We start from the raw sequence: 23,250 nt of genomic DNA on the forward strand, positions 1-23,250 counted from the left end.
GGCCGGGACGACAGCGGAATATGTTGCGCGCTCTCGCGCAATCCCAACGGCGCGGATCCTCCGATCCGCGCCTTCTTGCCGGCATTACGTGCCATCAAACGTTGAGATTCATCCACACCGCCTTCGGCTCGGTGAAATTGTCGAGCGCGGCGGTGCCGTGCTCGCGGCCGAGGCCGGAGTCGCGCTCGCCGCCCCATGGCAACCGCACATCGGTGTAGCCATAGGTGTTGATCCACACCGTGCCGGCGCGGGCCTTCTTGGCGAAGCGCTGCACGCGGCCCATATCGGCGCTCCAGACGCCGGCGGCGAGGCTGTAGGCGGTGCCGTTGGCGATGCGCAGCGCATCAGCCTCGTCCTTGAACTTGATCACGCTGACGACCGGACCGAAGATCTCCTCCTGCGAGATGCGCATCTCATGCGCGACATTGGCGAACACCGCGGGGCTGATGAAGTAGCCGCGGTCGCCGACACGCACGCTGCCGGTGGCGAGCTGCGCGCCCTCGTTCCTGCCGATCTCGACATAGTCGAGGATCGAGCGCATCTGCTTGTCGGAGATCACGGGCCCGAGCGCGGTGGCGCAATCGGCGGGATCGCCGATACGCAGGCTTTCAGCGCGGGCGACCAGGCGCTCGACCACCTCGTCATAGGCGTTCTCCTGCACCAGCACGCGCGAGCCGGCCGAGCAGACCTGCCCGGCATTGAAGAAGATGCCGGCGGCCGCGGCCTTGGCGGCGGCTTCGAGATTGGCGTCGTCGAAGACCACATTGGCGGACTTGCCGCCGAGCTCGAGCGAGACCCGTTTGAAGTTGCCGGCGGCGCCCTTCATGATGCCGCGGCCGACACCGGGCGAGCCAGTGAACGTCACCTTGTCGACGTCGGGATGATTGACCAGCGCGTCGCCGACGACGCGGCCGGGCCCGGTCACGATGTTGAGCACGCCCTTCGGCAAACCGGCCTCCAGCGCGAGCTCGCCGATCCACAGCGCCGACAGCGAGGTCAGCTCGGCTGGCTTCATCACGACGGTGCAGCCGCAGGCCAGTGCCGGTGCGAGCTTCCACATGCCGATCATCAGCGGAAAATTCCACGGCACGATCGCGGCGACCACGCCGACCGGCTCGCGCACCGTGTAGGTCAGCGCGTCGTCGCGCGTCGAGACCACGTCGCCGCTGATCTTGTCGGCCCAGCCTGCGTAATAGGTCAGCGTGTCGATGGCGGCGGGGAAATCCTGGCGCAGCACCCCCGCGATCGGCTTCCCGGCATCGAGGCTTTCGAGCGCGACGATCTCGTCGGCATGCTGCTTCAAGAGCTCGGCCCATTTCAGCAGGATGTGGCCGCGCTCGGCCGCGCGCATACTGCGCCAAGGGCACCGGGGAGCCCCGGTCTGGCGGCGTCAGAAATCCGATGGGGTGGCCTCGAGGGACGGCTTCAATGGCGTCGGCGTCAGACTATTCAAGCCTCGTGCCAAGCTACCGCAGTGCAACAATCGATTTTATCGCAATGTTTTGCGCAACTTATCGCAACGCGCAGAGGTCTCTGCGCGCTGCCAAAGAATGCGATTCGCTCAATTCTTGTGCGCCGCACATGAATTGAGCAGACGGTTTTCGACAAGCGCGTCAGGCGTCTTCGCTGACCTTGGTGCCGAGCGGCGCGGGCGCCATGCCGCCACCGGGCTTCACGTGGAATTCATAGGTCATCAGGCTCCACGGCCCATCCGAGCGCTGGCCGTCGGGCATCACAGGATCGGTGCGCTTTTCGACCTTGGCGATCAGTTCGTCCTTCACGCCGAACACGACATCGGAGTCGATGTACTCGTCGCCCTCGACGAACACGTGCGTGATCAGCGGCTCATGGCCCTTGGCGTTGACCAGGAAGTGCACATGCGCCGGCCGCATCGGATGCCGGTTGGTCTGCGTGATCATCTGCCCGACCGGACCGTCGGTCGGGATCGGGTAGCTGCACGGCACGATGGTGCGGAAGAAGAAGCGGCCGTCGGCATCGGTGATGAAGCGCGCCCGCGAGGACGGGCCTTCGCTGGCATAGCTCGGCTTCTGCGAGTCGTAGAACCCGTCGTCATCGGCATGCCAGACGTCGACCGGCACATTGGCGAGCGGCTTGCCGTTGAGGTCGGTGACGCGGCTCTGCACGAACATGCGCTCGCCGGGCAGGCTTGCCGAGATGTCGGTGCCGTGCGGCGTCACCTTGTGCTCGCCGACATAGAACGGGCCCAGCACGGTGGTCTCGGTCGCGCCGTCGCGATCCCTGTGATTGACGGCGTCGACCAGCATCGACACGCCGAGCACGTCGGACAGCAGGATGAATTCCTGGCGGATGTCGGTGCATTTCTGTCCGGTGCGGGTCAGGAAGCCGATCGCGTGGTCCCATTCCTCGAAGGTGAGATCGGTCTTGCGCACATAATCGTGCAGCGACTTTACCAGTTCCTGCAGCAGGAACTTGGCCCTGGGATCGGGCGTCTGGTCGAAGCTGCGGATGACGGCGGCGGTGAGCTCGGTTTCGTTGAACTGGGTCATCTCGGCGTTTCCCTTGAGGGCCCTTTGGGGCGCGATTGCAGGGGCGAGCGTACACCACCGGCCCGGGGCCGGTAAGCAGCGGCCGATTGGTGCAGTGGACATTTTCGGCTATCAAGGCTGCCTCGCCAGCCGGAGAAATTGCCCGATGTTAGCTCCCACGCCTGCCTCGCCCGAATCCGCGGGAATGTCGACCACCGCGCTCAACCGCCTCGAAGCGCATCTGAAGAGCCGCTACCTCGATTCCGGCCGCTTTCCCGGCACCCAGGTCCTGATCTACCGCCGCGGCAAGATCGTGCATTCCACCGTTCAGGGCTTTGCCGACCTCGAGCGCAAGGCGCCGATGAAGGACGACACGATTTTCCGCATCTATTCGATGACCAAGCCGATCACGTCGGTCGCCTTCATGATGCTGGTCGAGGAAGGCAAGGTCGCGCTCGACGAGCCGGTCGCAAAGTACATTCCGGAATGGAAGAACCTCGGCGTGTTCGTCGCCGGCACCGCGCCCGCCTTCCTGACCCGCCCGCCAACGCGGCCGATGCAGATCGTCGACCTGCTGCGCCACACCTCGGGCCTGACCTACGGCTTCCAGCAGCGCTCCAATGTAGATGCGGCCTATCGCGAGAAGAAGATCGGCGAGGTCATCAAGGCCGGCACGCTCGACAGCATGATCGAGGACCTGGCCAAGATCCCGCTGGAGTTCTCGCCGGGCGAAGCCTGGAATTACTCGGTCTCCACCGACGTGCTCGGCTATCTCGTCGGCAAGATTTCAGGGATGCCGTTCGAGCAATTCCTGAAGGAGCGGATCTTCAAACCGCTCGGCATGAACGACACCGATTTCTTCGTCCCCGCCGACAAGGCGCACCGCTTTGCCGCCTGCTATTCCGCCGACCCGCAGGGCGGCTTCAACCCGCTCGCCGCCGAGCGCAAGGGCACGCTGACCTTGCAGGACGATCCGACAACCAGCTCGTTCCTGTCGCCACCCTCGCTGGTCTCGGGCGGCGGCGGACTGTGCTCGACCGCGGCAGACTACCTGACCTTCTGCCGCGCGCTGCTCAATGGCGGCGAGCTCGGCGGCGTCCGGCTGCTCGGCCCGAAGACGCTGAAGCTGATGGCCTCCAACCACCTGCCCGGCGGCGTCGACCTGCCGGCGATGTCGCGCTCGATGTTCGCCGAGGCCGCCTACAACGGCATCGGCTTCGGCCTCGGCTTCGCCGTCACCATGCACCCGGCGCAGACGCTGATCGCCGGCAGCCCGGGCGAATTCAACTGGGGCGGCGCCGCGACGACGTCGTTCTTCATCGATCCGGCCGAGGAGCTGATCACCATCTTCATGACCCAGGTGCTGCCGTCGAGCGCCTATCCGCTGCGGCGCGAGCTGCGCACCATGGTCTACGCCGCGATCACCGAGAGCAATCTCTGACCAATGACTCTTCCGCGGCGCAGGGTGTGCGCCGCGGAATTTTTCCGACCACAGTCATTTCCTTTGGCGGACTTTTCCTGCTTCCCCTAAGCTCACCGCAAACGGGCACCCACCCGGGGACATCGTGCCGAAACTGACATTGCCGGTGCGTCTCGCGCTTCTGGTCGCGGGGACGATGTTGCCGCTGATCGTTTTCGCGGTCGGGATCGTGTTTCACAATTACCAGCGCGATCGCCAGGCCGCCACGCAGCGCGTGCTGGAAACGGCGCGCAGCATCCGCTTGCTGCTCGATGCGGAAATGCAACGCATGACCGGCGGGCTGCAGGTACTGGCGCTGACCGACTCGCTGCGCAACAGCGAGTTCGGCAATTTCCGCCGCGTCGCGGCCGGCTTCCTCGACCAATACGGCAAGGATGGCGTGGTGCTGGTGGCGGACCGTGCAGGACGCCAGGCGTTCTCCTCGCTGACGCCAGACACCGCGAGCCTGCCGCCGCGCAACAATCTTGGGATCGTCGAGAAGGTGTTTGCGACGCGGCAGCCGCAATATTCCAACCTGTTCTTCGGTGAGGTGAAGCAGCAACTGATCATCACCGTCGAGGTGCCGGTGATCCGCGACGACGAGGTGCTCTACGACATCTCCTTCAGCCCGCCGATCGAGGTCTTCCAGGCGATGATCGAGAAGCAGCGCCTGAACCAGGACTGGACCATCTCGATCTTCGACGGCGACGGTGTCAACCTCGCTCGGGTACCAAATCCGCAAGCCACCATCGGGCAGCGTGCCTCGCCCACGTTGTTTGCCGAGATGTTCCGCCGCAGCGAGGCGACACTGCCGACCGTCTCGCTCGAAGGCGTGGCGCTGATCACGGGCTTCACCCGGTCTCGCCTCACCGGCTGGACCGTCGCGGCGGGAATCACCGAGAACTCGCTGGTGGCGCCGCTGTGGCGCTCGCTTGCAATCACCGCCGTGATCGGCGGCGTCCTGCTCATGGTCGGCCTCGGCTTTGCGGTGCGGATGGCGACCACGATCGCGCGCGGCGAGAAGCTGCACGACCTCCTGATCGAGGAGCTCAATCACCGCGTCAAGAACACGCTGGCGATCCTGCAATCGATCGCCACGCAGACCTTCCGCAGCGCGAGCCGCGCCGAGCGCGAGAAATTCGAGGGACGGCTCGGCGCGCTTGCCGAGGCACACAATTTGCTCTCGACCGACAAATGGCAGGGCTCCGACCTCCAGGACGTCATCAGCCGCGTGCTGCGGCCGTATCTGCTGAACAGCACCTCCGAGCGGGTCAGGATGTTCGGACCGCGCGTGCCGCTGTCGCCCCGGCTTGCCCTGGTGCTGTCGATGCTGCTGCACGAGATGGCGACCAACGCCGCCAAATATGGCGCGCTGTCCAACGACACCGGCACGGTGACGCTGGACTGGGAAGTCCTGCAGGAAAGCCTCGGGCCGAAGCTCCGGATGATCTGGACCGAGAGGGGCGGCCCGCCCGTCGCGGCGCCGGTCCAGCGCGGTTTCGGCTCCCGGCTGATCGAGCGCAGCGCCCGCGACCAGCTCGGCGGCGAGGCCACGGTCGATTTCCTGCCCCACGGCGTCGTCTACACGGTGACCAGCACCCTCGAAACCGGCGATTGACCGGGCCAACCGCACCCAATCCTCCGACATCTTGGCACGCAAGTTGCTAAGATGGGGCGGGTTCGGACGATCGGAAACAGGGGGAATTCATGTCGACCATCGCAGCGGAAGCCACCACGGCGCGCAAGCCGCTCTACACATCACTGTTCGTGCAGGTGCTTGTCGCGCTGCTGCTCGGCATCGTCATCGGCGTGGCGGCGCCGGATTTCGCGATCGGGCTGAAGATCTTCAGCGATGCTTTCCTGAAGCTGATCTCGATGATCGTTGCGCCGATCGTGTTCTGCGTGGTGGTGCACGGCATCGCAGGCGCCGGCGACCTCAAGAAGGTCGGACGCGTCGGCGTCAAGGCGCTGGTGTATTTCGAGGCGATGACGACGGTGGCGCTGCTGATCGGCTTGATCCTGGCCTATCTGTTCGGTCCCGGTCACGGCATGAACATCGACACCTCGACGCTCGATGCCAAGGCGCTCGGCAACTATGCCAGCAATGCGCAGAAGCTGAAGGGCGAGGGCATCGGCAGCTTCCTGCTCAACATCATCCCGACCACCTCGTTCGACGCGCTGTCGCGCAACGACGTGCTGCAGGTGCTGTTCTTCGCCATCATCTTCGGCGTCAGTCTGGCGCTGGTCGGCGGCGAGAAGGGCGAGCGGATCTCCTCCTTCATCGACGCGATCTCCACGGTGCTGTTCCGCGCCATGGGCCTGATCGTGCGCTTCGCGCCGATCGGCGTGCTCGGCGCCGTCGCCTACACGGTCGGTAAATACGGCGTCGGCTCGCTCAAGCAGCTGTTGTCGCTGGTGGCGCTGTTCTACGTCTCGGTCGCCGTCTTCGTGCTCGGCGTGCTCGGCGCCGTGATGGCGCTCGCCGGCATCAACATCCTCAAATTCCTCGGCTACCTGCGCGAGGAATTGATGATCGTGGTCGCGACCGCATCCTCAGACGCGGTGCTGCCGCAGGTGATGCGCAAGCTGGAGCATTTCGGTGTCAAGGATTCGGTGGTCGGCCTCGTGATTCCGACCGGCTATTCCTTCAACCTCGATGCGTTCTCGATCTATCTGACGCTGGCGGTCGTCTTCATCGCGCAGGCCACCAACACGCCGCTGTCGTTCGGCGATCTGCTGCTCGTGCTCGGCGTGTCGCTGATCACTTCGAAGGGTGCGCATGGCGTGCCGGGTTCCGCGATCGTCATCCTGGCAGCGACGCTCAACGCCGTCCCAAGCATTCCGGCGATCGGCCTCGTGCTGGTGCTCTCGGTCGACTGGTTCATCGGCATGGCACGTGCGGTCGGCAATTTGATCGGCAACTGCGTCGCCACCGTCGTGGTCGCGGCTTGGGAAGGTGACCTCGATCGGGACAAGGCGCGCCGCGTGCTCGAAGGCACTGATGCGGTTGACGTGACCGCGGGCTGAACCACGCGGTACAGGACCAAAAGCGTCCCGCGCCTAGCGCGGGGCGCGGGCTTACTTGATCAGCCGCAGATAGGGCGGCAACTGCCTGGTCGGCGGTTCCTGCACCGGCTCGTCCGACGCGATCATGTCGCACAGCGCCTTCAACTCGGAATCCGTCACCTTGTGGAGCTCCATTCGAAGCTCGAGAATCGCAAGGGACAGCAGCCGCGCCGTCTCCGTGTTCGCCCGGTCAGTCAGAAATGCCTGACATTCTTCAAGGGTTGCCAGCAGCGCAAGCAACCGTTCTTCCGTATTTGCGACCGGCATACCTTCCACTCCCGAAGCCGCGAGGTAGAGTCGAGGTGTTCCCCTCTTCCGCTTCATTTGGCCTCTCCTGCCAGAGTTCGCCGGCGTTTCGTAGGCGCACAATTGTTCCAGATGATTCAGAACTTTTAGGCAATTGTCCAGCAACATTCCGAAAGCCTGACTTGGACTTACGTCAAACTTTTCGCTTTGGCGGCGATTCAGTCAAGCAACCGCAGACCGTCACCGCGACCTCAGGATGCACTAGCTGGGGTTGCATCCATACTAGGACGCTCGTACAATATTGGCTGTCCGTAGAATTACGGGCGCAGTGCAATGCCGCCCAGTAAGCATGCGCGCAAAATCTGTGTCGATCAAACTCGCGCTAGTTGTGGTTTGGTCAATATTTTGCCAAATGTAGAGGGCGGGGTGTCGGTAGACACCTTGGCGCGGTCGACTTCAGGTAGTTGACCGATTCGGTACTTGGGTGCTTCCAGCGCGCAAATGCGTTTGGATACCATCCCGCGATCTTCTTGGACTTCGTAGTTCAGACGAACTGACGATCCACTTGAGCTTAACGCGGTACATCATGAACGTGTCCCTGACCCGACCGGGCCAGGGATTCTCGATTTGAAGGACGGGTCACCAGAATGAACAGATCAGCAGCAAAGAAGATGAAGCAGCGCAGTGCCGGCAAGCCGGACATTGAGTTGGGCAAGCGGATTCGCCTGCGCCGTGTCGAGCAGAAGATCTCGCAGGCAGAGCTCGGCGACAAGCTGGGCGTCAGCTTCCAGCAGGTTCAGAAGTACGAGAAGGGTGTGAACCGCGTTGGCGCCGCGCGCCTTCAGCAGATCGCGAGCGCGCTGGATGTGCCGGTCACCTTCTTCTACGACGGCGACAACAAGGCCCGCGAAGTCGAGAGCCTGCTGTTCCTCGACAGCGCGTTCAGCCTCCGGTTGCTCCGCGCCTATAGCAAGATCAAGGATCAGACCGTGCAGCGCCAGCTGGTGTCGCTCATGGAATCGATCGCCGCCAACGAAGACTGAGCGGGCAGCACAGGTACGGTCGCGACGCCGCGAACGCGACCGACCAGGGCGAGCGGATTGGCCGGCGAGCGGTCATCGGGACCAGCGCGTGCCGGCCCGGGCCAGGAAGAGATAGAACCGGAGATATCGAACCGGAGATGTCGAAGCGCTGCCATCCGCGATGGCAGCGCTTTTTCTTTGTCCGTTCGGGGCCACTCGATCAGTGCGCCCGGCGTCCGCGCGCTCCGAGCGAGCGATCTCCGCCCTGGATGGGCGCCTCGAGCCCCGGCGCGGCAAGAAGGTTGCGGCAATCTACCGGCTGCAAACCAAAACTTAATCAAGACGCAACGGTCTCGAAATAGATCATTACCTCCGAACGAACGCGCCGCCCGCTCCATTGTTGCGGCCGCGGCCTGGCTTCAGATTTTCGCGCAAGCGACGCAGTCCGGAGAAAACGCGATATGCAGAGAGTGACACTCGTCGTCGTGGCCACCATGCTCGCGGCTCAGCCGGCATTCGCCCAAACCGCCGGCGCGCCCGGCCCGGCTGCGGCGGTCCCGCCCCATCATGCTGTGCCGGCTGCGGCACCGGCAGCCGCCCAGCCCAGCCAGGCCAAGCCGGCTGCGGCGGCCTCGGTCGCGGAGACGCGGTCGGCTGCCGCGCTCGCGTTGTCGCACGAGCCGACCTACGACGAGGGCAGCGCCCAACGCATTCGCGACGTGGTGAAGAGCTATTCCGATCTCGCCGCCCGCGGCGGTTGGCCTACGATCGCCGCGGACGCGAAATTTGCGTTGGGCGTTCAGGGCGCCAGTGACGATCTGCTGCGCAAGCGCCTGATCATCACCGGCGACCTTGCCGCCGACAAGACCAGCGGCGCCTATGATGAAGTCGTGGCCGAGGCGGTGAAGCACTTCCAGACACGCCACGGGCTTGCGGCAACCGGCACCATAACGCCGCGCATGCTGGCTGCGCTCAACGTCCCCGTACAGAAGCGGATCAAGCAGCTCGAGGCCTCGCTGGAGCGGCTCAACCAGATGGATTTCCAGTTCGGGCAGCGCTATGTGGTCGTCAACATTCCCGCCACCTTCGCCGAGGCCGTCGAGGACGACAAGGTCGTGCGGCGCTACCGCGTGATCGTCGGCAAGACCGAGAAGCCCTCGCCGACACTGACGTCCGAGATCACCGACGTCATTTTGAATCCGACCTGGACGGTGCCGTCATCGATCACGAAGACGGAGATCGCGGCGCATATGCGCAAGGACCCGACCTATCTGTCGCGCATGCACATGGACGTGCTCGACGCCCACGAAAACCCGATCGATCCGCATTCGGTCGACTGGTCCGCCGATCACGCGCCGAACGTCACGGTGCGTCAGCAGAGCGGTGCATGGAATGCGCTCGGCACGGTCAAGATCGACATGCCGAACTCCTATTCGGTCTACATGCACGACACCAATCAGCGCAGCCTGTTCAGCGACGACTATCGCTTCGATTCGCATGGCTGCTCGCGCGTCGACAATGTCCGCGATCTCGCGGCATGGTTGTTGAAGGACCAGCCGCAGTGGACCCGCGCCGCCATCGACGCCGCGATCGCCACCGGACAGCGTCAGGACATCCGCATGCTGAAGAAGGTGCCGGTGGCCTGGATCTACCTCACGGCGTGGATGACGAAGGACCGCGTCATCCAGTTCCGCAACGACGTCTACGATCAGGACCAGCAGCTCCTCGAAGCCACCGCCGAGGAAGCGGCCTTCTTCAACAAGGCCGCCGAACATCCGCTGACCACGCAGTAGAGCGCCTTCGCGGGAAAAGCGGTCGACTGGGGCCGAACATCACTACGCTCTAGCCGCTTGCCTGCGCCTCGCCATTGTGTCGCGCGGCCAATTGTCGCCCGCACATCGGGCGACCTCACAACTCCCGCATTTCCTGCGTTGAACCAGCGGCGCCAGAACCAAGTGCACGTGCCTGTCTTTTTTGTCGCAGCAACCAGGCGGCCGCATGAACGTTTTCAGGCTTCAACCAAGGAGATTTCGATGAATATCAAGCTTGCCGTTATTGGATTGGCCGCGCTCGGAAGCGCAGCGTTGATGTCCGGTGCGGCGTCGGCGCTGCCGAACGGGCTTCCGCAGGCCAGCCACATCGCAGGCGAAACGTCCAATGTCGACAAGGTGCGCCAGGTCTGCGATCGCTGGGGCCGCTGCTATTGGCAACCGGGCTACGGCTACGGACCGCGCCATCACGGATGGCATCATCGCCCGCACTTCTATCCGCGCCATCATCATCACGGGCACCGCTATCACGGCGGACACCATGGCGGCGGGCATCACGGTGGCCACCGGCGCTAATCATCTGCGAGGGGGCTTCGGCCCCCTCACCTTTTAGCGCCGGAGCATGCCGGCTACCTCTGTCCCGCGCGGCGGACGAGCGCGTTCTCGAGGAACAGATACTCGATGCCGGTGCCGAGGAAGGTGTCGATGGCCTCGCGCGGGGTGTTGACGATCGGCTGCCCTTTCACGTTGAAGCTCGTGTTCAGCACCATCTCGCGGCCGGTCGTCCGGCCGACGGCCCGCAGCAGCGCGTGGAATTCCGGATTGTCCCTGACGTCAACCGTCTGCACCCGGGCCGAGCCGTTGACATGCGTGATCGCCGGCAGCGCGGCGCGGTGCTCGGGGCGCACGTCGGCGGTCATGATCATGTAGGGAAGCTCGAGCCCCTTCGGCACCTCAAACCAGCGATGCACCTCTTCGAGGCTGACCGCCGGCGCGAACGGGCGGAAGGCTTCGCGCATCTTGACCATCGCGTTGATACGGTCGCGCATCTCCGGATGGCCGGGGTCGGCCAGGATGCTGCGGTGCCCCAGCGCGCGGGGGCCGAACTCCATGCGTCCGCGGTACCAGCCGAGCACGCGTCCGGCCGCGATCAGGCTCGCCGCCACCGCGCAGGTCTCGTCGATATCCGGAAAACGCGTGATCTCGAGCCGGCCGGCGGTCTCGGCGAGCGCTGTGTCGATCTCGGTCTGCGCATGTGCGGGGCCGAGGAAGGGCACCGGCATCCGGACATTCTTCACGCCGCGATCGCGCGATGCCGACCAGAGCGCGGCGCCGAGCGCCGAGCCGTCGTCGCCGGCGGCCGGCTGGACGTAGATCTCATCGAACAGATCGGACTGCAGCAGGCGGCCGTTGGCGGTGCAGTTGAGCGCGACGCCGCCCGCCATCGCGAGCCTGCGCAGGCCGGTGCGGCGGCCGAAATGACCGCAGATGTGGAGCATCACCCGGTCGAGACATTCCTGCAGCGCCGCGGCGACGTCGCGATGGTCGTCAGTGACGTCGCTGTCGGGTGCGCGGGCCGGGATCAGGTGCTCGCCGAGATGGCGTCGCGTCGCGCCGTAGGTTTCGCGATCGTGCCGCTCGGTATTGAGGCGGAGCAGTGGAATCCGGATCAGGCCGTCGTCGCGCAGCTCCACGGTCCGCTCGAAGAAGGCACGGTGCCGGGCGGGCTCGCCGTAGGGAGCAAGACCCATGATCTTGTATTCGTCGGAGTTGAAATCGAAGCCGAGATGCAGCGTCAGGGTGGAATAGAAGATGCCGATGGAATCCTGGGCGGTGATTTCCGCGAGCTTGTCGATCGCGTTGTCGTGCGCGTGATAGACGATGACGGCGTGGACCTCGCCCATGCCGTCGAGCACCACCACCAGGCACTCGTCCCATCCGGAGGTGTAGTAGGCGCTGGCGGCGTGGGACAGGTGATGGTTGACGTGGTGAACCTTGCCGGCGGGAATTCCGGGCAGGTGCTCGTCCACCTGCGCGAGCAGTTTTTCGCGCGAGTACACCTCCCTGTATTGCCGGGCGGAGGTCGGATCCAGCATGAAGGCGGCTTTGTAAGGCGCATAGTCGAAGCCGTGGGAGATCACGTCGATGTCTGCCGGCTTCAGGCCGGAGGTCTCCAGGCAGTAGCTGATCGCGCCGATCGGGAAATCGCCGGTGTGCTTCTTGCGGCTGAAGCGCTCCTCGGCAGCACCGGCGACAATCCTGCCGTCGACCACCAGCACCGCGGCCGAATCGTGGCCCTGGGAGATCCGATATTCGCGTTCCTCAAGGCCCGGCCAGTGCTGCTTCTTGAAGGGGATCGAGCTCTCGAATCCACTGATGCCGATTACTTTCGCCATATTCAACAACCCCCTGGACGGATTGCGCTCAAGGGACATGCGAGCAGGTTCCGCGGCATCGTCGCAGAGAGGCCGGGAAAATCAAAGTCCGCAAAAGTGCTGCGCCGCCGCCCCGGAATAGTCGTCCGGGCAGCCGTCACCATCACTTGACGGAGTACCACCTTTGCGTCGGGAGAGCTCCCGAACGCATATGCTACCGTCACGGGGTCTTCCGCCAAATCACGGCGTCCGTACGCCTTTCGCATGGAGGTGGACGATGGATGCGGTGTCCGATATTCGCTTCGAAGTCTTCAGCACGTGCCCGCAATCCAGCGCGGTCCCGGCGGCGGATTATGTCGAACGGGTTCAGTCGGTCGCTCGCTGGAGCGAAGAGGCAGGCTGCAAGGGGATCCTGGTCTACACGGAGAATTCCCTGGTCGATCCCTGGCTTGTCTCGCAGGTCATCCTGCAGAGCACCAGGGAGCTCTGTCCGCTGGTGGCGGTGCAGCCGGTCTACATGCATCCGTACAGCGTCGCCAAGATGGTGAGTTCGCTCGCGCATATGTACGGGCGCCGGCTCTATCTGAACATGGTCGCAGGCGGCTACACGACCGAGCTGGCGGCGCTCGGCGACGCGACGGCGCACGACAAGCGCTACGCAAGGCTCATCGAGTACACCGGCATCATCAAGCTGCTGCTCGAGAACGCCGAGCCGGTGACCTTCGAAGGGGAATCCCATGCCATCCGCAATCTGCGGATGACGCCACCGCTGCCGCGGGAGCTGCTGCCCGGCATGTTCGTGTCCGGATCCTCTGAAGCGGGGCTCGCGGCCGCCAAGGCGCTGGGCGCGACGCCTGTGAAGTATCCCAAGCCGGCCGCAGAGCATGTGCAGGCGGACGCCGCCGACTGCACCGGCTCGGGCATCCGCGTCGGCATCATCGCCCGCGCGAGCGCCGAGGAGGCCTGGCGGGTCGCACACGCGCGCTTCCCGACCGACAAGAAGGGGCAACTCGCGCACAAGCTGGCCATGAAGGTCTCGGACTCGGCGTGGCACAAGCAGATGTCCGATCTCGCGGCCGAGACCGCAGTCCAGAACACGCCCTATTGGCTGGTGCCGTTCGAGAACTACAAGACCTTCTGCCCGTATCTGGTCGGCGACTACGGTGTCGTCTCCGACGAGCTCGCGCGCTACGCCGCGGCCGGCTACGGAACGTTCATCCTGGACATTCCACCCACCCGCGAGGAACTGGTCCATACGGGCGAGGTCTTCGCACAGGCGCTGACGAAGGCCCGGCATCTGAAGTCGTTCGCGCTTCGCGATCCGGCGGGTCAGGGCCTCGCAGGCTAGGCAATCGTCAATGGAGTTGCGCGCGGACGGATCACGGTGGGGATTGTGGACGGGCTTCCTGCGTTCGGCGAAACTGTTTCCCGACCGCCCCGCCGTCGTCGCGCAGGGCACATCGCTGTCGTATCGGCAGCTTCGCGAGCTCGCCGTCCGAATCGCCGCCTGCATCCAGACGCATCGCATGGCGTCGTGGACGCCCCTCACCGCTGTGTTCGCGCATCGCAGCACAACGGCCTTCGCCGGCGTGCTCGGATCGCTTCTGGCCGGAAACGGCTACGTGCCGCTGAACCGTACCTTCCCGGTCGAGCGCACGAGGTCGATGCTCGTCCGCTCCGAGTGTCGCTCGATCATCGTCGACGCGGAATCCCTGCCGCAAATGGACGCGCTCATGGCGGGCGCGGACGAACCGCTGCTGGTGATCGCGCCCGATCTCGCGGATCCATGCGCCTACCGCGAACGCTGGCCGCGGCACGTCGTCGTCGGCTCCGCCGATCTCGAAGGCTATGCCGACTGGCGCGAGCCGGACGTGCCCGAAGACGCGATCGCCTATCTGCTGTTCACCTCCGGCAGCACCGGGGTCCCGAAAGGCGTGATGGTCGCGCATCGCAACGTCATGGCCTATGTCGATCACGCCGCGGAGCGCTTCGCCATCACCGAGCGGGACGTCGTCTCGCAGACCTTCGACATGACGTTCGACCTGTCGGCGTCCGACATGTTCGTGGCGTGGGAACGCGGCGCATGTGTGTGCTGCCCCTCGCAGAAGACGCTGCTCAATCCGGGCCGGTTCATCCGCGAGCAGGCGCTGACGGTCTGGTTCTCGGTGCCCTCGATGGCCGCGCTGATGAAGCAATGCGGTCTGCTGAAGCCGGGAGGGTTTCCCTCGCTCAGGCTGAGCCTGTTCTGCGGCGAGCCGCTGCCCGTCAGCAGCGTCGAGGCCTGGGCGATAGCCGCGCCGAACAGCATCGTGGAAAACATCTACGGCCCCACCGAATTGACCATCGCGTGCACCGGCTACCGGTGGGATCCGAAGCGGACGCCGGCTGAGTCTGAGATGGGGATCGTGCCGATCGGCGCTCCGTTCCCAGGCATGGACGTGCTCGTCGTCGACGAGCATCTGGACGAGGTCGAACCGGGCGCGGACGGCGAGCTCTTGATGCGCGGTCCGCAGATGTCGCTCGGCTACTGGAAGGATCCCGGAAAGACCGCCGCAGCGTTCGTCGTCCCGCCTGGACGAAACGACGTGTTCTACCGCACCGGCGACCGCGTGCGCCGGCCCGCCGGCGATGGTCCCCTCACCCATCTCGGTCGCATGGATTCCCAGGTGAAGATCCTCGGGCACAGGGTGGAGTTCGGCGAGGTCGAGGCGGTGGTGCGCGAAGCCTCGGGCATCGACGGCGTCGTTGCGATCGGCTGGCCCATCACCTCGAGCGGCTATGGCGGCATCGAGGTGCTCATCGAAGGCGGGCCGGTCGATCTCGACGGGCTTCGCGCGGCGGTCGCCGCCCGACTGCCGGACTACATGGTCCCGAGACGATGGCACGTCCGCGGCCGGTTGCCCCGCAACGCCAACGGCAAATACGACCGCAAGGCCATGCCGGCGGTCTTGGGAGACTGTCAATGAACGGTCCGACCACCGACGACGTCCGCGCCTTCTTCGGAGCCTTCCTCAACCGGAAGCTGGAGGATCGCGGACAGCGCCCGTTGCGCGACCTCCCCGACGACTACGACCTGCTGCTGTCCGGGGCACTCGATTCGCTGGCCTTCGTCGAGATGATGATGGCGGCGGGCGAGCACTTCGACAGGGAGATCGATTTCGAGAACCTCGACCCCGAACAGATGACGCTGATCGGGCCCTTGTGCCTTTTCGTGTCGGAGCAGTTGAGGCCGCATCCGTCATGACGCAAATGGAACTGCCCCGGGGCTCGCATACCGGACGGTACCGTGATGGGAAGCGCATCGCGCCCAGGGAGGGATTGATGGCAGGGACCGCTGCGCCGGCGCGAATTCTGACGCACTCAAAGTATCATGCCGCCGACATCCTGCTCCGGCTCCTGGAGAGCCGGCGGCGTCCCTCGTCCGGTCAAGCCGAAACGGCGCCGCTGCCCGGAAGCGCGGTGGCGCCGGCGAAGCAGCGCGAGGTCCAGTTCGCAGATTTCGCAAGCATCGCACGGCTGAAGGAACGTGGCGGACTTGCGAAAGACACTCTCGAGAACTGGCATCGGCTATGGCGGCAAAATCCTGCGATGGTCGCCGTCAAATCGCAACCCAGCATGGGGTGGGTGCTGGAGACCGCCGAAGGGATTGTCGGATACCAGGGAAGCGTCCCCGTACTCTATCAGTTCGAGAACCGAACGATGATCGCCGCGACAGCCGCTGGCCTGGTGATCGAGCCGGCCTACCGCACGCGCTGTATCGGCCTGCTGGCTTCGTTCTTCCGACAGCGAGATGTTGCCCTGTTCGTGATCACGCACTCGACCGCGTCCGTGGTCAATCAGTCAAAAGCCCTTCATGCAAGGTCGCTGCCTCGCCCCGACCACGACAAGGTGCTGTTCTGGATCCTGAATGTCCATGAATTCGCGCGAGTGCTCGCGGCGAAGTTTGGCCTCGCGAGCGGAATGGAGGCGGCCGGAGCCTTCCTCGCTTCGTCGGTCCTGCGGCTGGACTCGCTCCGCCGCGGACCACAGAGCCGTCCGTCGAGCAAAATAACGCAAGTCGACGTGAACGACATTGGGGACGAATTTGACGCGCTGTGGCGGCGCAAGTTGGGCGAGGCACCTCGGTTGCTGGCGGACCGAAGTCCCGCCTCTCTCAGGTGGCACTTCACGCTCCCGGGAAGCTCTTCGACGGTTGCAGTGCTCTGCTACCATCGATTCCAGCGCCTGGCAGGGTATGCCGTCGTGCTGCATGCCGTCGATCGCGAGACCGGCTTGCGACGGTCGATGCTCGCCGACATTCTGGTGGAGCAGGACGACCCGGACGTGACCGAGGCGCTGCTCGATGCGGTCTATTCGGACGCGGTCGCTTCGGGCGGTCATCTCTTCGAGGTGATCGGCCTACCTGAACACGTCAGGCAGATCCTGATGAGATGGCATCCCTACGTCAGGACCTACCCGACCGATCCGCTCGTCTACAAGACGACGGATGAGGCCCTTGCCCGGACCCTCGCGGACGAGAACGCCTGGTACGCCGGCCCGTTTGATGGCGACGCAACGCTGCTGCCGTGACGCCTCGGGTCAGCCGGCGCGGCGGAGCTCCGCGAGCACCTCGGCATGACGAGTTGGAGATTGTACCTCGCTCAAAGCGCTGCCAGCACGGCCTTCGCCACATCGGCGGTGCCGTTGCTGCCGCCAAACTCGAACGGCTTGATGCCTCCGGCATAGACCTTGTCGACCGCGCGCTCGATCCGCTCGCCGGCTTCGGCCGCACCTTCGAGACCGTGCTTGTCGGCGAGCCAGTCCAGCATCATCGCAGCCGACAGGATCATCGCGGTCGGGTTGGCCCTGCCCTGCCCCATGATGTCGGGCGCGGTGCCATGGCACGGCTGAAACACCGCGTAGCGGTCGCCGATGTCCGCCGACGGCGCCATGCCCATGCCGCCGATCAGGCCGGCGGTGAGATCGGACAGGATGTCGCCGAACATGTTCTCGGTCACCATGACGTCGAAGTCCCAGGGGCGCTTCACCAGCGCAGCCGCGGTCGCGTCGATATAGAGGTGATCGGCGCTGACGTCGGGATGACGCTTCGCAGTCTCATCGAAGATGCTGCGGAAGAACGCGAATGCCTTGAACACGTTCGCCTTGTCGACGCAGGTCAGCCCGCCACCAACCTTGCCGCGCGCCTTGCGGCGTTCGGCAAGCCGGAAAGAGAACTCGAACAGCCGCTCGGAGGTCCGGCGCGTGATCACCATCGTCTCGCGTGCCTCGTCGTCGGTGACGACGCCTTTGCCCATCGAAGCGAACAGGCCCTCGGTCGATTCCCGGATCACGACGAGGTCGATACCTTTCTGATCGGCGCCGACGATCGTGCTCTTTACGCCCGGGATCAATCGCGCGGGCCGTACGCCGGCATAGAGATCGAAGATTACGCGCAATTCGATCTGCGGCGCGATCTCGGTGTTATCGGGGTAACGCACCGATGGCAGACCGCAGGCACCGAGCAGGATCGCGTCGGCCTCCTCGCACAGCCGGATCGTGCTCTCCGGCATCGACTTGCCGGTTTCCTTGTAATGGCCCGCGCCGGCCGGCGCCTCGGTGAAGCGGAATTTGAGACCGGCCGATGCCTCGATCTTGCGTAGCACTTCAAGCGCCGGCGCCATCACCTCGGGGCCGATGCCATCGCCCCCGAGGACTGCGATGTGAAGTGCGTCGTTGGCGGACATGGGAATTTCCTCGGCTGGAGAGCGAACGGTCACCTAGTCGTCATTGCGAGGAGCGAAGCGACGAAGCAATCCATCTATCCCGGCGCTTCGGCATGGATTGCTTCGCTTCGCTCGCAATGACGGGACAACTACGGCGTCAGCACCGCGCGTCCGACGAGCTGGCCCTTCTGCAGATTGGTCAGCGCCTCGTTGGCCCTCGCCAGCGGCATCGGCGTGACCGGGATCGCCGGGATCTTCTTCTCGCGCACCAGGTCGAGCAGCTCCTGGGTCTCGCGCTGATTGCCGACATAGCTGCCCTGGATGGTGACCGCCTTGATCGGGATCAGCGGCAGCGCCCAGGTCGCGCCGCCGCCGAACAGGCCGACGATCACGAGCTTGCCGCCCTTGGTCAGGCAGTCGAAGCCGAGCTGTGAGGTCTGGGCGTTGCCGACCAGGTCGATCGCGGCGCGGATCGGCTGGCCGGCCTTCTTGATGAGCTGCTCCAACGCATCGGGCGCCTTGCCGTCGACGGTTGCGAGCGCACCGGCGGCTTCGGCCGCCTCGCGCTTCCTGGCATCGATATCGACCACGATCGCGCCCTTGCCGCCCATCGCCTTCAGCAGCGAGAGCGCCATCAGGCCGAGGCCGCCTGCGCCGAAGATCACGATCGGCGTGTCGAGATCCTTCTCGACCTTCTTCAGCGCGCTGTAGGTCGTGACTCCCGAGCATGCGTAGGGCGCGGCGGTGACCGGATCGAGCCCCTTGAGGTTGAGCAGATATTTCGGATGCGGCACCGTCATGTGATCGGCGTAACCGCCGTCGCAATAGACGCCGAGCGCATTCGGCTTGATCGCGCACATGTTCTCGTCGCCGCCGAGACAGGTCGGACATTTGCCGCAACCAAGCCAGGGATAGGCCAGCACGACGTCGCCGGCCTTGAGACCGCCTTTGTCGGCGTCCTTGACGTCGGGCCCGAAGGCCACGATCTCGCCGACCGTCTCATGGCCCATCGTGCGCGGCAGCGAGACGCCGCGATCCTTGAGCGAGAGCGGCTTGCGGCCATGGCCGAGATCGTAGCCGCCCTCCCAGATGTGCAGGTCGCTGTGGCAGACGCCGGCGGCCTTGACCTTGATCAGTACCTGCGTGCCCGACGGCTGCGGCGTCGGCTGATCGACCTCCTTCAAGGGGGCGTTGAAATCGACGACCTGGAAACTCTTCATCGCGGTTCTCCCGAAGCTTGTTGTTGCGGCGGACCTTGCCACGCCTGTCCGCCCGGGACAAACGCTCATGACCGCATTTTCGAGCGAGCCGCCATGCAGCCCGCTCGACGGTCAAGGCGTCACTATTCAGATCAGTGGATGATGGCAAGCCGCGAACTGGCCGGTCGCGACCAGACGCAGTTCCGGCACCTCGCTGGCACAACGTGCATCGGCGCGCGGGCAGCGGGTGCGGAAACGGCAGCCGGACGGCGGCGCGATCGGCGACGGCGGCTCGCCGACCGGGACGCTCTGGGTCGGGCGGACATCCGGATCGGGCACCGGGATCGCCTCGATCAGCAGCGCGGTATAAGGATGCGCCGGCCGTGCGAACAATTGCTCCGACGGACCGACCTCGCAGAGCCGGCCGAGATACATCACCGCGACACGATCCGAGACCGCCTTCACCACAGCGAGGTCGTGGGCGATGAACAGCAGGGTCAGGCCATAGCGCGCCTTCATCTCCTCCAGCAGGTTGAGGATCTGGGCACGGATCGAGACGTCGAGCGCGGACACCGGCTCGTCGCAGATCACGAATTCCGGATTGAGCACCAGCGAGCGGGCGATGCAGATGCGCTGGCATTGTCCGCCGGAGAATTCATGCGGCAGGCGTCCGCTCACCAGCGCGGGATCGAGGCCGACCGCCGACAGCACCTCGGCTACCCGCCGCTTGCGTTCCTCGGGATCCTTGACGCCCGCGATCACCAGCGGCTCGGCGACGATGTCGCCGATGCGCCGCCGCGGATTGAGCGAGGCAATCGGGTCCTGGAAGATCAGCTGCACGCGCCGGCGCATCTGGCGCAGCGGCTCGCCTTTCAGGGTGGTAAGATCGTGGCCGTCGAACAGCACCTTGCCGGAGACGGCCTGGCGCAATTGCAGCACGGCGCGGCCGAGCGTCGACTTGCCGCAGCCGGATTCGCCGACCAGCCCCAGCGTCTCGCCGCGCGCGATTTCGAGGCTGACGTCGGAGACGGCATGGATGGTCTTGCCTCCCACCGAATATTCGACGACGAGGTTTTCCACCTTCATCAGCGGATTGGGTGCGGCCTGCAGCATCACGCGCCAACCCTCGCGGCAATCGGATGGAAGCAGGCGTAGAGATGCTCAGGCGTCTCGGCCGAGCAGAGCTGCGGCTTCTCGGAGGCGCAGCGCCCGGCCGAATAGCGGCAGCGCGGCGAGAACGAGCAGCCCTTGAGCGGCCGGGTCGGATCAGGCGGTCGGCCCGAAATCGCCGGCAGCGGCGTATGCGGCGCGACGTCGAGCTTCGGCAGCGCGGCGAGCAGCGCCTCGGTGTAGGGCATCCGCATCTGCTTGAACAAGGCCGGCGTCGGCGCGCGCTCGACGACGCGGCCCGCATACATCACCGCGACCTCGTCGGTGCGGCCGGCGACCACGCCGAGGTCATGGGTGATGATGATCATCGCCATGTGGCGGCGCTGCTGCTCGCGTGCCAGCAGATCGAGGATCTGCGCCTGGATCGTGACGTCGAGCGCGGTGGTCGGCTCGTCCGCGATCAAGAGCTTCGGCTCGCAGGACAGCGCCACCGCGATCGCGACGCGCTGGCGCATGCCGCCGGAAAGCTGGTGCGGATATTGCGCCAGGCGCTGCTCCGGCGCGGGAATGCCAACCGCCGCCAGCAGTTCGATGCTGCGCTGCCTGGCCTCGGCTAGATCGAGCTCGAGGTGCTCCTGGATGGTCTCGATCAACTGGGTGCCGATGGTCAGCACCGGATTGAGCGAGGTCATCGGATCCTGGAACACGACCGCAAGCGAGCGGCCGCGCAGCTTGCGCAATTTCTCCGCCGACAGCGTTGTGAGATCCTGGCCGTCGAACATCACGCGGCCGGACAGCTTCGCCTTCTTGGGCAGCAGCTGCAGGACGGCGCGCGACAGCATGGTCTTGCCGCAGCCGGATTCGCCGACAATGCCGAGCGTTCTGCCGGCGCCGACGGCGAGATCGACATGATCCACCGCACGCAGGTTGCCGCGCGGCGTCGGCAGGTCGACCACCGCATTCTCGACCGACAGCAGCGCACCGCTCATAGCGCACCCTGCCTGGGGTCGGTCAGCGCGCGCATGGTGTCGCCGATCAGGTTAAACGCGAGCACGGTGAGGAACATCGCGGCCGCCGGAATGAAGGCGAGGCGCGGCGCTACGTCGAGGCTCTCCCGCCCCTCCCCGATCATGCTGCCCCAGCTCGAGATCGGCGGCGGCACGCCGAGGCCGAGGAAGGACAGCGATCCTTCGACCACGATCGTGACGGCGACGCCGAGCAGGAAGAAGGCAAGCAGCGGCAGCAGCACATTGGGCAGCAGCTCACGCAGCAGGATGCGGGTATGCGTGGCGCCGAGCGCCTGTGCCGCGATGACGAATTCGCGCCGCGCCAGCGTCAGCGTCGCCGCCCGCGCCACCCGCATGAAGGCGGGAATGCCGAGCACGCCGAGAATGCAGGTCAAATTGAAGATCGACTGGCCGAGATAGGCGGTGACCGCAAGCGCCAGGATCAGCGGCGGGAATGCCAGCAGCACGTCCATGCCGCCGACGACGATGGATTCGAAGCGGCCGCGGAAATAGCCGGCGAGCATGCCGAGCGCGCCGCCGATGGTGACCCCGATCATCGGCGCGCAGAGGCCGACGATCAGCGAGATCCGTGCGCCATAGATCAGCCGCGACAGCTCGTCACGGCCAAGACCGTCGGTACCGAGCCAATGCTCGGCGGAGAACGGCCCGCGCCGCTCCAGCATGTCCATGTCGGTCGGGCTCGGCAGCGGCAACAGGTCGGCAAGGATCGCGACCGCAAATACCACGACTGTCCATCCGACCGCGAACCAGAACAGCGTGCCAACCCGGCGCTTGCGCCGCGGCGGTGCGGCACTGCTCTCGTCGAGGCTGAGCTCAAGCGTGGCCATGGCGGATCCTCGGATCGAGTAAGGCGTAGAGCAGATCGACGATGAAGTTCATGATCACGAAGCCCGCGCCGACCAGCAGCACCACGCCCTGCAGGATGATGAGGTCGCGGGTCAGGATCGCGCCGACCAGGAGACGGCCGATACCGGGCAGCGCGAAGATCGTCTCGACGATCACGGCGCCGCCGATCAGGCGGCCGATATTGATGCCGGTGATGGTGACGAGCGTCAGCGACGACGGCTTCAGCGCATGCACGAACAGAATGCGCGACGGCTTCAGGCCCTTTGCCTTGGCGAGGGCGATATAATCCTCCTGGAGTGCAGCGATCATGTCGGAGCGCAGCACGCGCATGATGCCCGGCCATTCCGCAAGCCCGAGCGTCAACGCCGGCAGCACCATGAAGCGCAGATTGGCGACCGGACCCTCGGTGAACGGCACATAGCCGGTCGCCGGCAGCCAGCGCAGCTCGACCGCAAACAGGTAGATCAGGAGGATCGCGGACAGGAACGTCGGCACCGACAGCATGCCGAAGGCCGAGCCGGTCATGAAGCGATCGAACGCGCTGCCGGCCTTGGCCGCGCAGGCGATCGCGAGCGGCACGCCGATCGCAAGCCCGATCAGCTCGGCGAAGACCATCAGCTCGAACGAGATCGGGACGCGTTCGCTGACCGCCTGCAACACGGTCTGCCCGGTGCGGAACGATCGTCCGAAATCACCCTGCAGGATGTGCCAGAGCCAGCCGAGATAGCGCAGCCAGATCGGCTGATCGAGCCCCAGATCGTGACGCAGCGCCGCGACATTCTCCGGCGTCGCCTGGTCGCCGAGGATCACGTAAGCGAGATCGCCGGGCAACAGCGAGGCGATGACGAAAGTCAGGACCGAAACCGCGATCAGCACCGGCACCAGGTACAGGAGCCGGCGCGCGACGAAGAACAGCATGAA

19 protein-coding genes and 1 pseudogene are annotated in these 23,250 nt (G+C 65.2%); 10 read left to right on the forward strand and 10 right to left on the reverse strand.

What is annotated here, in order from left to right:
* Positions 1-94 precede the first annotated feature (94 nt).
* Positions 95-1,363 (reverse strand): annotated as a pseudogene (locus tag QDT69_RS30390) (aldehyde dehydrogenase family protein); the annotation flags it as partial.
* A 250-nt stretch (positions 1,364-1,613) separates the two neighbouring features.
* Entirely contained in the window at positions 1,614-2,528 is a 915-nt protein-coding gene (locus QDT69_RS30395) for an intradiol ring-cleavage dioxygenase (RefSeq protein ID WP_279710149.1), read from the reverse strand.
* A 145-nt stretch (positions 2,529-2,673) separates the two neighbouring features.
* Between QDT69_RS30395 and QDT69_RS30400 the strand changes: the two genes are divergently transcribed.
* The 3 genes from QDT69_RS30400 to QDT69_RS30410 all read left to right on the forward strand — a co-directional run bounded on the left by QDT69_RS30400 (position 2,674) and on the right by QDT69_RS30410 (position 6,993).
* On the forward strand, positions 2,674-3,948 hold the full coding sequence (locus QDT69_RS30400) for a serine hydrolase domain-containing protein (RefSeq protein WP_146985143.1): 1,275 nt from the start codon (positions 2,674-2,676) through the stop codon (positions 3,946-3,948).
* Between the two features lie 124 nt (positions 3,949-4,072).
* A complete protein-coding gene (locus QDT69_RS30405) occupies positions 4,073-5,584 on the forward strand; it encodes a sensor histidine kinase (protein ID WP_279710150.1) in 1,512 nt (503 codons plus the stop codon).
* Between the two features lie 89 nt (positions 5,585-5,673).
* Positions 5,674-6,993: a dicarboxylate/amino acid:cation symporter gene (locus QDT69_RS30410; RefSeq protein WP_279710151.1), complete on the forward strand. Its 1,320-nt coding sequence runs from the start codon at positions 5,674-5,676 to the stop codon at positions 6,991-6,993.
* A gap of 51 nt (positions 6,994-7,044) precedes the next feature.
* Here the strand turns inward: QDT69_RS30410 and QDT69_RS30415 are convergent, their stop codons facing one another.
* A complete protein-coding gene (locus tag QDT69_RS30415) occupies positions 7,045-7,299 on the reverse strand; it encodes a hypothetical protein (RefSeq protein WP_279710152.1) in 255 nt (84 codons plus the stop codon).
* Positions 7,300-7,925: 626 nt separating this feature from the next.
* On the opposite strand from QDT69_RS30415, the gene QDT69_RS30420 reads away from it, so the two are divergent.
* The 3 genes from QDT69_RS30420 (at position 7,926) to QDT69_RS30430 (ending at position 10,645) form a co-directional block, all read left to right on the forward strand.
* Complete coding sequence (locus QDT69_RS30420) at positions 7,926-8,321, forward strand: helix-turn-helix transcriptional regulator (RefSeq protein WP_094194089.1); 396 nt, start codon at positions 7,926-7,928, stop codon at positions 8,319-8,321.
* A 440-nt stretch (positions 8,322-8,761) separates the two neighbouring features.
* Complete coding sequence (locus tag QDT69_RS30425; RefSeq protein ID WP_279710153.1) at positions 8,762-10,093, forward strand: L,D-transpeptidase family protein; 1,332 nt, start codon at positions 8,762-8,764, stop codon at positions 10,091-10,093.
* 240 nt (positions 10,094-10,333) lie between these two features.
* Positions 10,334-10,645, forward strand: coding sequence for a hypothetical protein (locus QDT69_RS30430; RefSeq protein ID WP_279710154.1), 312 nt, complete (start codon positions 10,334-10,336; stop codon positions 10,643-10,645).
* A gap of 53 nt (positions 10,646-10,698) precedes the next feature.
* On the opposite strand, the gene QDT69_RS30435 is transcribed toward QDT69_RS30430, so the two are convergent.
* Positions 10,699-12,465 (reverse strand): carbamoyltransferase C-terminal domain-containing protein, encoded by a 1,767-nt coding sequence (locus QDT69_RS30435; RefSeq protein WP_279710155.1) that lies wholly within the window; start codon positions 12,463-12,465, stop codon positions 10,699-10,701.
* Positions 12,466-12,721: 256 nt separating this feature from the next.
* On the opposite strand from QDT69_RS30435, the gene QDT69_RS30440 reads away from it, so the two are divergent.
* From QDT69_RS30440 to QDT69_RS30455, 4 genes are all read left to right on the forward strand, one after another.
* On the forward strand, positions 12,722-13,792 hold the full coding sequence (locus QDT69_RS30440; RefSeq protein WP_279710156.1) for an LLM class flavin-dependent oxidoreductase: 1,071 nt from the start codon (positions 12,722-12,724) through the stop codon (positions 13,790-13,792).
* 10 nt (positions 13,793-13,802) lie between these two features.
* Positions 13,803-15,410 carry an amino acid adenylation domain-containing protein gene (locus tag QDT69_RS30445; RefSeq protein WP_279710157.1) on the forward strand — a complete coding sequence of 536 codons (1,608 nt, stop codon included), beginning with the start codon at positions 13,803-13,805 and terminating at the stop codon, positions 15,408-15,410.
* The gene (locus QDT69_RS30450) at positions 15,407-15,688 is read left to right on the forward strand and encodes an acyl carrier protein (protein ID WP_279710158.1); all 282 of its coding nucleotides are present in this window, start codon (positions 15,407-15,409) and stop codon (positions 15,686-15,688) included. Before QDT69_RS30445 ends, QDT69_RS30450 begins: the two co-directional genes overlap by 4 nt.
* 77 nt (positions 15,689-15,765) lie before the next feature.
* Positions 15,766-17,013 carry a hypothetical protein gene (locus QDT69_RS30455; RefSeq protein WP_279710159.1) on the forward strand — a complete coding sequence of 416 codons (1,248 nt, stop codon included), beginning with the start codon at positions 15,766-15,768 and terminating at the stop codon, positions 17,011-17,013.
* A 71-nt stretch (positions 17,014-17,084) separates the two neighbouring features.
* Here the strand turns inward: QDT69_RS30455 and QDT69_RS30460 are convergent, their stop codons facing one another.
* From QDT69_RS30460 to QDT69_RS30485, 6 genes are all read right to left on the reverse strand, one after another.
* On the reverse strand, positions 17,085-18,167 hold the full coding sequence (locus tag QDT69_RS30460; RefSeq protein WP_279710160.1) for an isocitrate/isopropylmalate dehydrogenase family protein: 1,083 nt from the start codon (positions 18,165-18,167) through the stop codon (positions 17,085-17,087).
* 128 nt (positions 18,168-18,295) lie between these two features.
* Positions 18,296-19,366 carry an alcohol dehydrogenase gene (locus QDT69_RS30465; protein WP_279710161.1) on the reverse strand — a complete coding sequence of 357 codons (1,071 nt, stop codon included), beginning with the start codon at positions 19,364-19,366 and terminating at the stop codon, positions 18,296-18,298.
* 126 nt (positions 19,367-19,492) lie between these two features.
* Complete coding sequence (locus tag QDT69_RS30470; RefSeq protein ID WP_279710275.1) at positions 19,493-20,458, reverse strand: oligopeptide/dipeptide ABC transporter ATP-binding protein; 966 nt, start codon at positions 20,456-20,458, stop codon at positions 19,493-19,495.
* Entirely contained in the window at positions 20,458-21,444 is a 987-nt protein-coding gene (locus QDT69_RS30475) for an ABC transporter ATP-binding protein (RefSeq protein ID WP_279710163.1), read from the reverse strand. Before QDT69_RS30475 ends, QDT69_RS30470 begins: the two co-directional genes overlap by 1 nt.
* Entirely contained in the window at positions 21,441-22,310 is an 870-nt protein-coding gene (locus QDT69_RS30480) for an ABC transporter permease (RefSeq protein WP_279710164.1), read from the reverse strand. The genes QDT69_RS30475 and QDT69_RS30480 overlap by 4 nt, the downstream gene beginning before the upstream one ends.
* Positions 22,297-23,247, reverse strand: coding sequence for an ABC transporter permease (locus QDT69_RS30485; protein WP_279710166.1), 951 nt, complete (start codon positions 23,245-23,247; stop codon positions 22,297-22,299). The genes QDT69_RS30480 and QDT69_RS30485 overlap by 14 nt, the downstream gene beginning before the upstream one ends.
* Positions 23,248-23,250 lie beyond the last annotated feature (3 nt).

Source organism: Bradyrhizobium sp. CER78, from assembly GCF_029846235.1.
GTDB lineage: Bacteria > Pseudomonadota > Alphaproteobacteria > Rhizobiales > Xanthobacteraceae > Bradyrhizobium.